We start from the raw sequence: 13,457 nt of genomic DNA, 5'->3' as shown, positions 1-13,457 counted from the left end.
CAGTTTGCGTCTTTACTTTGAGGTCACTATGGAACAATTTCACGGCACCACCATCCTGTGCGTACGGCGCGGCAAGCAAGTCGCGCTGGGCGGCGACGGCCAGGTCACGCTGGGCAACATCGTCATGAAGGGCACGGCCCGCAAGGTGCGCAAGGTCTACCAGGGCAAGGTGCTGGTCGGCTTCGCCGGCGGCACCGCCGACGCCTTCACCCTGCTCGACCGCTTCGAGGGCAAGCTGGAAAAGCACCAGGGCAACCTGCTGCGCGCCTCGGTCGAGCTGGCCAAGGACTGGCGCACCGACCGCGTGCTGCGCCGCCTGGAAGCGATGCTGCTGGTGGCCGACAGCGAATCGACCTTGGTGATCACCGGCAACGGCGACGTGCTCGAGCCCGAGGACGGCATCGGCGCCATCGGCTCCGGCGGCACCTACGCGCAGTCGGCGGCCAAGGCGCTGGTGGAAAATACGGAACTGTCGCCGACGGAAGTCGTCAAAAAGTCACTGACCATCGCCGGCCAATTGTGCATCTACACCAATATGAACCACATCATCGAGACACTGGACCCAGCATGAACATGACACCGAAGGAAATCGTCGGCGAACTCGACAAACATGTGGTCGGCCAGGGCAACGCCAAGAAGGCCGTGGCCATCGCGCTGCGCAACCGCTGGCGGCGCCAGCAGGTGGAAGAGCCGCTGCGCCACGAGATCACGCCGAAAAACATCCTGATGATAGGCCCGACCGGCGTCGGCAAGACCGAGATCGCGCGCCGCCTGGCCAAGCTGGCCGACGCGCCCTTCATCAAGATCGAGGCCACCAAGTTCACCGAGGTCGGCTACGTCGGCCGCGACGTCGACACCATCATCCGCGACCTGATCGACATCGGCGTCAAGCAGACCCGCTCGGCCGAGATGGCCAAGGTGCGCACCCGCGCCGAGGACGCGGCCGAGGACCGCGTGCTCGACATCCTGCTGCCGCCGGCGCGCGACTTCGGCTTCCACCAGGCCGCGCCGTCGGACGCGCCGAAGGAAGTCAAGGAGGGAGAGAGCACCCGCCAGACCTTCCGCAAGCGTCTGCGCCAGGGCGAGCTGGACGACAAGGAAATCGAGATCGAGCTGGCCGAGGCCGGCCCGCAGATGGAGATCATGGCCCCGCCCGGCATGGAGGAAATGACCGAGCAGATCAAGTCCATGTTCTCCGGCATCGGCGGCAGCCGCAAGAAGTCGCGCAAGGTCAAGATCAAGGAAGCGATGAAGGTGCTGATCGACGAGGAGGCCGCCAAGCTGGTCAACGACGACGAGATGAAGCAGAAGGCCATCCAGAACGTCGAGCAGAACGGCATCGTCTTCCTCGACGAGATCGACAAGATCGCCTCGCGCTCGGAAGTGGGCGGCGCCGACGTCTCGCGCGCCGGCGTGCAGCGCGACCTGCTGCCGCTGGTGGAGGGCACGACCGTCAACACCAAGTACGGCATGATCAAGACCGACCACATCCTGTTCATCGCCTCGGGCGCCTTCCACCTGGCCAAGCCGTCGGACCTGATCCCGGAGTTGCAGGGCCGCTTCCCGATCCGGGTCGAGCTGGAGTCGCTGTCGATCGCCGATTTCGAACGCATCCTGACCAGCACCGACGCCTGCCTGACCAAGCAGTACGAGGCGCTGCTGGCCACCGAGAACGTCACCATCGAGTTCGCGCCGGAAGGCATCACGCGGCTGGCGGAAATCGCCTACTCGGTCAACGAACGCACCGAGAACATCGGCGCCCGCCGGCTGTACACGGTGATGGAAAAGCTGCTGGAAGAACTGTCCTTCACGGCCAGCGACGACAGCGGCAAGGTCGTCACCATCGACGCGGCCTACGTGAACGCGCGGCTCGATGCGCTGGCGGTCAACGAAGACCTGTCGCGCTACGTGCTGTAAGGAGTTGGGCTCATGGCCAACAAGGCACTGTCCACACGGCAGAAGATGACGATACGGGTCGAGCCGTCGCAGAAGCCGCCGCGCAATCCGGTGGCGCTGGCGGCCAAGGCGCGCGCCGGCGGCGCCGGTCCGCATGCCAAGCCGGTGGCCACCGACCGCCAGGCCGCCAAGCGCCTGCTGGCGAAGATCAGCCTGAAGCCGGACCCGGAGGAAAAGTAACCGTTAGCGGACGCCGGTAGTGGCGTCCGCTCTCGGGTTATTCGGTGCCGTCCCTGCTGCGAGGGACAGCGTGCCGCAGTGTCCCCCACTTCCGCGCGATGTACCACCCGATTATTCCAAGCCCTGCTTTTCACGCCATCCGGTACCGTGTTACGATACCTTTTGTTTTTTTACCAAGGCAGGGTATGAGCTCACCGGAATTGCTGCTGCAAGTCTTGCGGACCCAGATGCGGGCCGCCGGCGTCACCTACAAAATGCTGGCCGAACGGATCGCCATGAGCGAGTCCAGCGTCAAGCGCATGTTCGGCCAGCAGGACATGTCGCTGTCGCGGCTGGCGCAAATCTGCAAGGCGGCGGGGGTGGCGATGGAGGACGTGCTGCGCGGCGCGGCCGACGCCACGCCGCAGACCGACGCCCTGACCCTGACGCAAGAGAAATCGCTGCTGGCGCAGCCGCACCTGCTGCTGATGGCGATCTGCTGCCTGGGCCACTGGACCCTGGAGCAGGTGCTGGAAACCTACAACCTGACCGAACCGGAATGCATCCTGCTGCTGGCCGAGCTGGACCGGCTGGGGGTGATCGAATTGAAGCCGCTGAACCGCTACCGCCTGCGCGTGTCGAACGCCTTCCGCTGGCTGCCGGACGGGCCGGTGCAGCAATTCTTCCGCGAGCACGCGGTGGCCGATTATTTCAGTGGCAGCTTCGACGGCGCCGGCGAAGCGCTGCTGTGCCTGCCGGCGCGGCTGTCGCTGCCCAGCGCCGAGGAACTGGTGGGCCGCATCCAGCAGTTGGCCGGCGAGCTGGCGCGGCTGCACCAGGGCGACCGCAAGCTGGCGCCGCAGGAGCGCGACGGCTTCACCCTGCTGGTCGGCTTCCGCTCGTGGGAATTCGCCGCCTTCACCGCGCTGCGGCGCGCGCCGCCGCCGGCTACCAGATAGGGCCGAGGAACAGGTAGGCGCTGGAGTTGCCGCCCTTGGTGGTGCCGGCGCCCAGGTACAGCGGACCGAAGCGCGTATCGACCGCGAAGAAGCCGCTGGCGGCCTGGTGCAGCGCGCCCCAGCGCAGCGGATTGGTCGGGCTGTAGGCGCCGCCCGCCTCCAGCGAAAAGCCCAGCCGCACATCGCCGCCCAGCGCGGCCGGCATCGCGCCGATGCTGCGCGCCATCACCACCCGCCCCAGCAGCGTGCGGTCGCCGACGATCGATTGCGGCGTCGAGCCCGACAGCCGCAGGAAGCCGCCCAGGTTGTTCGACGAGGCGCCGCCCTGGCTGCGCGACCATTCCGCGTACACATGGCCGGCCCAGCGGTCCACATGGAAGGCCTGCAAAGCCTGCACGGCCTGGGTGGTCGGCACGGCGCCGGTGGAACCGCTGTGCATCAGGCGCTGCCAGCCCAGCGAGAACAGCGTGCCGCGGGTCGGGAAGGCCACCGTGTCGAGGCTGTCGACATTGAAGGACAGCTGCTGCACGGTCTGCATATCGCTGCCCTCGGTGAGGACTTCCGGTATGCTTTGGTGATACACCTGCTTCGCGCGCGCCACGCTGTAGCGCACATCGCCCCAATGGCCCAGCTGGCGGCCCAGCGCCACGCTGGCGCCCTGGCTGTTGAAGGCGTAGCGCGCCTGGCGGAAGCCGCTCGGGCTGAAGATATCGACGGCCGACGAGTTGTAGTGCAATTCCGGCGCCACATACCATTGCGATCCCGCGCCCAGCGGCTGCCAGAACTGCACGCCCAGCGCGCGCTCGGTGCCGACCCGGCCGATGGTGCGCAGCTCGGCGCCCCAGTCGTTGAGCGACGACAGCACATGCATCACCTTCAGCTCGAACGCATTGTTCTCGGAGAAATCGCTGGTCAGCTCCAGGCCAACGCGCAGGCGGCTGCGCGCCCAGTCGGCCTCGGTCGGCTTGATCAGCACGCTGCGGCCATCCTTGTCGTCGTGGATTTCGGTTTCCACCCGCGCCAGGTCGCCGCGCCCGAACAACTGGTTGCCGGCCGCCTGCGCCTGCTCGCTGGTGACCATCTGCCCCACCTGCAAGCCGGACTGCACTTCCAGCTCCTTGGGATTGATGCGTCCGCTCGGCGCCACCTCCAGCTTGGTCAGCCGCACCGGCTGGTCGATGCCCACCGGCGCCGACAGGCGCTTGAGTTCATACGAGGCGTACTGCGCCTCCGGCAGGGACAGCCTGAGCAGCTGCGCGCTCATGGCCCGCACCGCCGCCTCGCCGGCCTTCATGGCGCGGTCGTGGCGGGCGAAATCGAGGAAGCCGATGCCGCCCAGGTCCGGCGCCAGCAGGATGTCGTCGGGACGCAGCTCCTTGAGCGAGCGCTGGACATTCTGCTCGGTCAGGATCTGCAGCATCTGCTGCGCCACGCTGACCGCGCTGATCAATTCCTTTTCCTGCGCCAGCGGCGTGCCGACGTTGACGGCGATGATGATGTCGGCGCCCATGTCGCGCGCCACGTCCACCGGCAGGTTGCGCACCAGGCCACCGTCGACCAGCAGCCGCTGGTTGACCCGCACCGGCGCGAACACGCCCGGCACCGCCAGCGAGGCGCGCATCGCCAGGAACAGCGGCGTGTCGTTCAGCTCCACCAGCTCGCCCGTCACCAGGTCGGACGCGACCGAGCGGAATGGCAGTTGCAGCAGGTTGACCGGCTTGTCGCGCGCGCCGTGCGGCAGCACGCGGGTCAGCGCCAGTTCCAGCGCCTCATTGCCGGCGGCGGCCGGCGGCAGCGACACCCCATCCAGCTTGGCGCCGAACTCGATGCGCGACGGCAGCAGCAGGTCTTCCTCGCGGCGGCGGTACACCAGCTCGTCGCGCGGCGGACGGTCGGCCACCACGGCGTTCCAGTCGGTGCGGCGCACCAGCTGCTCCAGCTGCTCGACCGAGCTGCCGGCGGCATAGGCGCCGCCGACCACGCTGCCCATGCTGGTGCCGACCACGAAGTCCACCGGCACCCGCAATTCCTGCAAGGCGCGCAGCACGCCGATGTGGGCGAAGCCGCGCGCGCCGCCGCCGGACAGCACCAGCGCCACTTTCGGCCGCGGCTTGATGGAGGCGTCGGCGGCGATCGAGGTGGCGCCGGGCGCGGTTTGCGCAGTGGCGGGCGCGCAGATCGCGGCCGCCAAGAAAAAGCCGCAGCAAAAAGCTGCGGCCAAGGTACGGGAGATCACCATGGGGATGGCCTATTGTGTGCGGTCGAAACCGGGAACGGGGGCGATAGTGGTGCCGGAGACGCTGGAGCGCGGCGGTGGCTGCTGCGGCGGCGGCTGTTGCGGCGGCGGCGCTTGCGGTGTCGGCGGCGCGATCGGCGGCAACGGTTGCTGGCCCGCGCCAGGCAGCAGCGACGGCGGCTGGCCGCCGGCCGCACCTGCACCTGCACCTGCGCCGGCATCGGTGGCCAGCTCCAGGCGTTTGAGGGCGCCGCCTTCGGACAACATCACGTATTTCGGATGGACTTCCTTGACCGTCACGCCAGGCGCCACTTCGCGGCCCACGCCCAGCGCCATCGGCGGCTGGCCGTCGACCACGATGATGGCGGCGCTGTCGCTGCCACCGTTGCGCGCGGCGATCACGCCCTTCAACTGGTAGTTGCTGACGGCGGCGACCGTGATCTGGCCGCCGAACAGGCCCTTGGCCGCCTCGATATTCAAGGGTGCGGCGAACTGCTGCGGCGGCGCGGCGATGGCGCGCTGCTGCGGCTTGAACAACTGCAGGCCCCAGTAGGCCAGCGACGCCGACAACAGCACCACGGCAAGAACGGTAACGAATAATGGCAAACGCTTCATGGTTCTCTTTGCTTCCTCAGCGTACCAGCTGATTAATTTCGATGATAGGCATCAGGACCGCCAGCACGATCAACAGCACCACCACGCCCATCGCCAGGATCAGCGCCGGTTCCAACAGGCCGGCGATGGTCAGGGTGCGGCGTTCCAGATCGGATTCCTGGGCGGCGGCGGCGCGGTCCAGCATGGCCGGCAGCTCGCCGGTGATTTCGCCGGCCCGTATCATGTGGATCAGCATCGGCGGAAAATGCTTCTGCGCCGACAGCGAACGCGCCAGGCTCACGCCCTCGCGCACGGCGTCGCTGGCCTCGTCGACCAGCTCCTGCATGGCGACGTTGGACAGCGTATCGCGGCTGGTCTCCAGCGCCCGCAGGATCGGCACGCCGGAACCGGTGGTGATCGCCAGCGTGCTGGCGAAACGCGCGGTGTTCAGGCTGCGCTCGAACTTGCCGTACAGCGGCGCGGTCAGCAGCCAGGTGTGCCAGCGCCGCTTCAGCGCGGGGTTCTGCAAGGCCCGGCGCCACATGAACCAGGCGCCCACCAGCAGGATCGCCACCACGATGCCGTAGCTGCGCACGAAGTCCGACACCGCCAGCATGATGACGGTGAGGATGGGCAGCTTCTGCTTGGTGTTGGCGAACACCGAGACGATCTGCGGCACCACGTAGGTCAGCAGGAAGATCACGATGGAAAACGCCACCACCGTCACGATGGCCGGATAGGTGAAGGCCAGCTTCACCTTCTGGATCAGCGCATTGCGGCGCTCGATGTAGTCGGCAAGGCGCGACAGCACGCGCGACAACTGGCCGATCTGCTCACCGGAGGCGACCAGCGCGCGGTAGATCTCGGCGAAGTCGCGCGGATGCCGTCCCAGCACGTCGGACAGCGCGGCGCCGCCGATCACTTCGGAACGGATCGAGGCGATCAGGTCGCGCATGTACGGACGCTCGGCCTGCTCCAGCAAGGCGGTGAAGGCCTGCTCCAGCGGCAGCCCCGCCTCCAGCAGGCTGGCCAACTGGCGCGTGAACAGCGCCAGCTCGGTGGCGGACAGGCGTTCGCCAAAGCCGCGGCTCTTGGTCACGCCGGCGGCATCGACCTGCGCGGCGATGGCGTCCACCTTCAGCGGCACCAGGCCCTGCGTGCGCAGCTCGGAACGGGCCGAGCGCGCGCTGTCGGCATTGAGCACGCCCTTCTTGGTGGCGCCGCCGGCATCGACGGCTTCATAACGAAATGCGGGCATCTTCGGTCGCCTAGTCTTTGGTCACGCGCAGCAGTTCGGCCTGCGTGGTCACGCCGGCGGCCAGCCAACGCTCGCCGTCCTCGCGCATGGTCTGCATGCCGCCCGCCACCGCCGCCGCCTTGACCTCGGCCTCGGAAGCGCGGTTGTGGATCTGCGCGCGGATCTGTTCCGTCGTCTGCAGGAATTCGTACACGCCGACCCGGCCCTGGTAGCCGGTATGGCCGCAATGCTCGCAGCCGACCGCGTGCCACAGCTTGCCGTCGTAGCTCTTGCAGCTGCCGCACAGTTTGCGCACCAGCCGCTGCGCCAGCACGCCCAGCAGCGACGACGACAGCAGGAACGGCTCGATGCCCATGTCCAGCAAGCGCGTGACCGCCGCGGCGGCGTCGTTGGTGTGCAAGGTCGCCAGCACCAGGTGGCCGGTCAGCGAAGCCTGCACCGCGATCTGCGCGGTCTCCAGGTCGCGGATCTCGCCGATCATGATCACGTCCGGGTCCTGGCGCAGGATCGCGCGCAGCGCCTTGGCGAAGGTCATGTCGATGCGCGGGTTGACCTGGGTCTGGCCGACGCCGTTCAAGTCGTATTCGATCGGGTCTTCCACCGTCATGATGTTGGTGGTGGCCGCGTTCAGCAGCGACAGCGCGGCGTACAAGGTGGTGGTCTTGCCCGAGCCGGTGGGCCCGGTCACCAGCACGATGCCGTGCGGCTGGTTGATCAGCGCGTCGAACTCCGGCAGCATGGTCTCGCTCATGCCCAGGTGGTTCAGGTCCAGCCGGCCCGCTTCCTTGTCCAGCAAACGCAGCACCGCGCGTTCGCCGTGGCCGGTCGGCAGCGTCGACACCCGCACGTCGACCGGCTTGCCGCCGATGCGCAGCGTGATGCGGCCGTCCTGCGGCAGGCGCTTTTCGGCGATGTCCAGCTGCGCCATGATCTTGATACGCGAGATCAGCGAACCGTGGATGGCCTTGCGCGGACGGACCACGTCGCGCAGCGAACCGTCGACGCGGAAGCGCACCACCGAGGTCTGCTCGAACGGCTCGATGTGGATGTCGGACGCGCTGTCGCGCAGCGCCTGCGTCAGCAGCGCGTTGATCATGCGGATCACCGGCGCGTCGTCGGACGATTCCAGCAGGTCCTCGATGGCCGGCACGTCCTGCAGCAGCTTGGTCAGGTCGAGGTCGGCGTCGAACTCCTCGGCCACCATCGAGGCGTTGCCGCCCGAGCTGGCGTAGGCCGCCGCGATGGCGATTTCCAGGTCGGCGCGCGGCATGCTCTTGAGCTGGATGCGGCCGAAGCGGCGCGACACCTCGGCGATGGCCGCCGGCGCGGTGGCGCCGCAGACCAGCACGTCCACCGTGTGTTCGGCTTCGTCGCTCTGCTGCGCCAGCACCACGAAATCGCGGGCGAAAGCGTAGGGTAGGAGATTGCTCATGTCACTTCTGCTTGTTTGGTTCGCCGGCGCCCGGCTCGCGCACCGGTGTCGGCGCGGAAGGCAGCGGACGCACCAGGGTGCCGCCCAGCGGCGCGCCGTCTTTCAGCGTCGGCAGCAAAGGCTGGCCCAGGTCCTTGACCAGGATGCTCTCCGGCGGCTGGATCGCTTCCTGCTGGCCGCGCATGTAGTCGTAGCGGTCGGTGGCCAGCGAGGTGCTCTGCTCCTTGTTGCGGATCACCACGGGACGCAGGAACACCATCAGGTTGGTCTTCTTGCGGGTGCGGGTCTGGAACTTGAACAGGTTGCCCAGGATGGGAATGTCGCCCAGGCCGCGCACCTTGTCCACGCCGTCGCCCTCGGTATCCTCGATCAGGCCGCCCAGCACGATGATCTGGCCGTCGTCGGCGATGACGTTGTTCTCGATCACGCGCTTGTTGATGGTGATGCCGGCGGCGGCCGTCAGCGTGGTCTTGTCGACGCTGGAGGTCTCGTGATAAATCGCCAGCTTGACCGTGCCGCCTTCGGAAATCTGCGGACGCACTTTCAGCGTCAGGCCCACTTCCTTGCGGTCGATGGTCTGGAATGGATTGTTGTTGGTGCCGGAGGTGGTGGTGAACTGGCCGGTCAGGATAGGCACGTTCTGGCCGACCGAGATGGTGGCCAGCTCGTTGTCGAGCGTGATCATGTTAGGCGTCGACAGCACGTTGGCGTTGCCGTCCGATTCCAGCGAGCGCGCCAGCGCGCCCAGGCCAAGGCCGCCGGCGACCTGCTTGAACACGCCGATGGTCAGGCCGGCGCCCGGCAGCGTCGGCCCGGTGGTGGTGGTGCCGGTGGTCTTGCCGAGCAGCGAAGTGGCCAGCGTGCCGATGTTGTTGCCGCCGCTCGAATACGATTGCAAGCCGCCGACGCGGTAGGTGCTGTTCTCGTTGCCGGTCGCGCCGACCCACTGCACACCGAATTCGGAGGCCTTGTCGGACGATACTTCGACGATTAGCGATTCGATGTAGACCTGCGCGCGGCGCACGTCCAGCTGGTCGATCACGGCGCGCAGGTTGCGGTACACCGATTCCGGCGCGGTGATGATCAGGGTGTTGGTGGTGGAATCGGCCTGGATGTAGCCGGCCGTGCCGCCGCCGCCCTGCTGCTGCTGGCCGGAGCCGGTCAGCAGCGGGTTGCTTGGGCCGCTGCTGGTGCTGCCGTTGCTGTTGCCGCCAATGCCGCCGCCGGTGTTGCTGCTTTGTCCGCCCAGGCCACCCTGGCCCTGCCCCTGGCCGGCCTGGCCGGTGCCGCCGATGCCGGTGGCGGTGGCCGCCGAGGTGTCGCCCGACACCACCGAGCGCAAGGTCTGCGCCAGCTTGGCCGCTTCGGCGTTCTTCAGGTAGACCACGTGGACGTTGCCCAGTTCCTGGGTCGGTTGATCGAGCTTGGCGATCAGCGACTTGGCCAGGTTGGAGCGGGCCGCCGACGGCGCGCGCAGGATCAGCGAATTGGTGCGCGGATCGGCCAGCACGCTGACCTTGCCCGCGTCGCCGGCGCCGGCGCCGCTGTCCATCAGTTTGTTGACCATGGCCGCCAGGTCGCTGGCGATGGCGTGGCGCACCGGGATCACGTCAAGGTCGGCGACGGCCGGCGCGTCCAGCGCGGCGACGATCTTGGCCAGGCGCTTGACGTTGTCGGCGTAGTCGGTCACCACCACGGTGTTATTGCCCGGATTGGCGTTGATGGTGTTGTTCGGCGAGATCAATGGGCGCAGCACCGTCACCACGTTGGCCGCCGACTCGTAATTCAGATGGAAGATCTGGCTGACCACCTGGTCGCCCTTGGCCGTGGCCTGGCCGGCGCCGATCTGGGTTGGACCGGCCTGCAGCTTGGCGTCCGCCTCCGGCACCACCTTGGCGTAGCCGTCGCCGCTGACCACCGCATAGCCTTGCAGGCGCAGCGCGGAAGTGAGCAAACCAAACGCCTGCGATTTGGTGACCGGTTTTTCCGACACCACCGTCAGCGTGCCCTTGACGCGCGGGTCGATCACGAAGGTGATGTTGGTGTAGTGGCCGACCGCCTTGATCACCGACTCGATGTCGGCGCCGACAAAGTTCAGCGCGGCGTCGTCGGCCGCGGCATGCGCGGCCAGCGGCAGCAACGCCAGCAAGGGCGTCACGACCGGCACGACGCTGGTCGCACAGCACAGCATCGCGCCCGCGCTCAGGCGGCGCAGCGCGGGAAGATTGGATTTGCTCACGGACTGTTTTTTCATTGTCTGAACTTTTATCTGAACTTAGTGGAACTCTAAAGCGATGATGTTGCGGTCACTATTCGGTTTGCGCTGGCCCAGCAAATTCAACAGATTGGCCAGCTGCTCCTCAAATCCTTTTGCTGCCTCGGCCTGCCCGGAAAACTGCAGGCGGCCGTTATTCAGGTTGCCGGAGCCGCTCAACAACAGCGGCCCCTTGACGGAATTGAGCGTCAGCCCCGCCGCCTGCCCATGCCAGTCCAGCGCCAGCGCATAGCTGCCCAGCGGGCGCACCGACGACAGCCGCGAGGCCATGTCCGTCATCTCCAGCGTGGTGCGGCCGTTGATCGAGACCTGGCCGTCGGCCAGCGCCAGCTCCAGCGCGGTCCACGACAGCCGCATGGTGCCGCTGGGCGCCACGGTGTTCAGCGGCGCGCCCAGCCCGGCCAAGCCTTCGGCCGGCAGCAGCAGCGCCGATGGACTGAGCTGCCAGTGCGACCAGCTGCCCTTGAAGGTCAGCGGCTGCGCCAGCGCCTCGCTGTTTTCCAGCTGCAGGTCGACCATGCCGACCAGCGCCAGCGGCGAAATCCTCCAGCTGAAACGGCCCGGCAGCAACGGCGTGACCGGGCTGTTGCCGCTGGACGCGCCGCCGATAAAGGCCGAACCGCGCCACAGCGTACCCTGCGCGTCCCCCAGCGTCAAACGGCCTCCCGTGCGCGACTCCACCAGGGAGCCCAGCCAGGCGGCCGGAAAGAACACCGCCAGCGTCGCCGCCACGCTCAGCGCGATGGTCAGCAACCATAGCACGGCGCGCTTCATGGACAGCCTTTTTGCATCATCGTCCGCCCGTATTCTGGCGCAGCGTCAGCGTGGCGTTGACCATGCCGGCGGTGTCCTGCGCGCTGATGTTCGCCTCCGAGACGGCGATGCGGCTTTCGGTGCGGATCGCGTCCAGCCAGGCCATCAGGCCGGGGAAGGACACGCCGTTCATCTGGACCTTGGCGTATTCGCCGGTGACGGACACCGATTGCGTCACCAGGCCGCGCGCCGTCAGGCCGGCGCTGAGCATCTCGCGCGTCATCGGCGCCGGGGCGATGGTGTTCTGGCCGCGCAGCGAGGCCGCTTCCAGCGCCAGCGCCTGCAATTCGGCGGCCTGCTGGCGCAGCTCGGGCAGCGACTTGCGCAGCTTGGCGCCGCCGTCCAGCGCCGGCGCGACCAGCAGCGAATAAAACAGCGCCAGTCCCAGCACGGCGCCGCCGATGGCGAGGAACTGGCGTTCCTGCTCGGTGCGTTCGATCCAGAAGGCCGACGCGCGGCCGCGGTACTCTTGTATCGTCAGTGTCAGCTTGCTCATGATTTTCCTCCGCCCGTGCCGCTCAGCGGACGTATTTGCCAGGTGCCTGGATGGTCTTCCGACAGGTCCAGCTTGCGCGCCGCCAGCGCGGAGCGCAGTTGCGCCAGCGTGCCGGTATCGACGGTGTTGGGTTTGACCTTCATTTGCAGCGCGTGCTCGCGGTACTCCAGCGTGGCGATGATGTCCTTGCGCGGCAACGCGCCCAACGCTTCGCCGAGGGCTGCGCTCAGCGCGGTGAATTCATCGGCGGCCGGCTGGCCGCCGTCGGCCTTGGCCAGCGCGATGTTCTTGCGCATCTGCGCGGCCGGGTCGAGTATCACCAGCTCTTTCGGATAGGCGGCCTTGAAGGTCTGCAGCATGGAGACGCTGACCGCGTTGGCCTCGCGCTTGAGGCGCAACCATTCGACGTTCAGGCCCACCACGTTGACCAGCAGCGCCAGCGCGGCGATGCGCAGCGGCCAGCGCCAGCGCTGCCACTGGCGCGCGGAAGTGCCGCTGGCGCCCAGCGCCGGCGCCAGGTCCAGCCCCGCCGAACGGGAGGCGGCCACCCAGTGCGCCCAGTGGTCTTCCAGCAGGGTGATCCCGTGGCCGATACCGTGGCCGGCGTCGTCGTTGGCCACCAGCGGCGCGAACTGCGCCATCTGCGGCGCCGACAGGTACAGCGTGACCGGCTCGTCGCCCGCCATGGCGCGCAGCGTTTGCAGCGCGGCTTGCGGCTGCGCCGGCAGCGTCAGGCCCATGCCCATGGTCTGCGACTGGCGCAGTATCAGTTCGAAACCGGCGTCGCCGGTGCTCAGCGCGGCCGACACGGAACCCGGCTGGAACGGCAGGCACAGTTGCGCCGGCAGCACCGAGATGTGGTGCGCGCCCTGCGCCATCAGCGCCTTGACCAGTACTTCGATCCAGCTGCGCTGGACCACGGCGACCGTGCGGGCGCCCTCGGCGTCGGCGGCGCCGGCCGCCAGTACGCAGTCGGCCGGATCACCCAGCACCTGTTCTTCCACCAGCGCCGGCAGCGCGGCCTTCAGGCGCGCGGCGGACAGCGGTGGCGCCACCACGCGCAGCAGCGTGACGTCGGTGGCGGCCAGCAGCAGCACCACGCGACGCGCCGATGCCACCAAGTCGGACAGGTTGCCCAGCGGGGAGGCGCCCTGTTGCAGCAGATTGCCGCCGTCGCCCACCAGCGCGAACGGGCAGGTCTGGGCCGCGCCGCTGTCGACGCTGGCCTTGGCCGGATAGCGGATAAGTAGTGTAGTCAAAGGGTCTCGCTTTCGTTCAC

The 13,457-nt window shown here is 67.8% G+C and carries 12 protein-coding genes; 4 read left to right on the top strand and 8 right to left on the bottom strand.

The features are described from left to right. Positions 1-28: 28 nt before the first annotated feature. The 4 genes from hslV (at position 29) to AC07OK_RS10770 (ending at position 3,074) form a co-directional block, all read left to right on the top strand. Positions 29-571, top strand: a complete 543-nt coding sequence (gene hslV, locus AC07OK_RS10785; protein WP_217943513.1) for an ATP-dependent protease subunit HslV — start codon at positions 29-31, stop codon at positions 569-571. Continuing rightward, positions 568-1,917 (top strand): ATP-dependent protease ATPase subunit HslU, encoded by a 1,350-nt coding sequence (hslU, locus tag AC07OK_RS10780; RefSeq protein ID WP_494690308.1) that lies wholly within the window; start codon positions 568-570, stop codon positions 1,915-1,917. The genes hslV and hslU overlap by 4 nt, the downstream gene beginning before the upstream one ends. Before the next feature lie 12 nt (positions 1,918-1,929). Next, positions 1,930-2,136 (top strand): hypothetical protein, encoded by a 207-nt coding sequence (locus AC07OK_RS10775; protein WP_116993728.1) that lies wholly within the window; start codon positions 1,930-1,932, stop codon positions 2,134-2,136. Between the two features lie 185 nt (positions 2,137-2,321). Continuing rightward, the gene (locus tag AC07OK_RS10770; RefSeq protein ID WP_494690307.1) at positions 2,322-3,074 is read left to right on the top strand and encodes a helix-turn-helix domain-containing protein; all 753 of its coding nucleotides are present in this window, start codon (positions 2,322-2,324) and stop codon (positions 3,072-3,074) included. Here AC07OK_RS10770 and AC07OK_RS10765 read toward each other — a convergent pair. Genes AC07OK_RS10765 through gspL form a run of 8 tightly spaced genes read right to left on the bottom strand, consistent with a single transcriptional unit; the run spans position 3,064 to position 13,437 of the window. Then, positions 3,064-5,313, bottom strand: a complete 2,250-nt coding sequence (locus tag AC07OK_RS10765; RefSeq protein ID WP_494690306.1) for a patatin-like phospholipase family protein — start codon at positions 5,311-5,313, stop codon at positions 3,064-3,066. The two genes, AC07OK_RS10770 and AC07OK_RS10765, sit on opposite strands and share 11 nt — an antisense overlap. Positions 5,314-5,322: 9 nt before the next feature. Beyond that, positions 5,323-5,925: a type II secretion system protein N gene (locus AC07OK_RS10760; RefSeq protein WP_494690305.1), complete on the bottom strand. Its 603-nt coding sequence runs from the start codon at positions 5,923-5,925 to the stop codon at positions 5,323-5,325. A gap of 16 nt (positions 5,926-5,941) precedes the next feature. Further along, positions 5,942-7,162 (bottom strand): type II secretion system inner membrane protein GspF, encoded by a 1,221-nt coding sequence (gspF, locus tag AC07OK_RS10755; RefSeq protein WP_020704234.1) that lies wholly within the window; start codon positions 7,160-7,162, stop codon positions 5,942-5,944. Between the two features lie 10 nt (positions 7,163-7,172). Further along, positions 7,173-8,594 carry a type II secretion system ATPase GspE gene (gene gspE, locus AC07OK_RS10750; protein ID WP_217943507.1) on the bottom strand — a complete coding sequence of 474 codons (1,422 nt, stop codon included), beginning with the start codon at positions 8,592-8,594 and terminating at the stop codon, positions 7,173-7,175. A 1-nt stretch (position 8,595) separates the two neighbouring features. After that, positions 8,596-10,848, bottom strand: coding sequence for a type II secretion system secretin GspD (gene gspD / locus AC07OK_RS10745; protein ID WP_494690304.1), 2,253 nt, complete (start codon positions 10,846-10,848; stop codon positions 8,596-8,598). A 21-nt stretch (positions 10,849-10,869) separates the two neighbouring features. After that, complete coding sequence (locus tag AC07OK_RS10740) at positions 10,870-11,643, bottom strand: type II secretion system protein N (protein ID WP_494690303.1); 774 nt, start codon at positions 11,641-11,643, stop codon at positions 10,870-10,872. Between the two features lie 16 nt (positions 11,644-11,659). After that, on the bottom strand, positions 11,660-12,178 hold the full coding sequence (locus AC07OK_RS10735) for a type II secretion system protein M (protein ID WP_494690302.1): 519 nt from the start codon (positions 12,176-12,178) through the stop codon (positions 11,660-11,662). Further along, positions 12,175-13,437 (bottom strand): type II secretion system protein GspL, encoded by a 1,263-nt coding sequence (gspL, locus tag AC07OK_RS10730; protein ID WP_494690301.1) that lies wholly within the window; start codon positions 13,435-13,437, stop codon positions 12,175-12,177. Before gspL ends, AC07OK_RS10735 begins: the two co-directional genes overlap by 4 nt. Positions 13,438-13,457 lie beyond the last annotated feature (20 nt).

This window comes from Duganella sp. GW821-FHT07G03, assembly GCF_059418605.1.
This window is presented reverse-complemented; position numbering and strand designations above follow the sequence as displayed.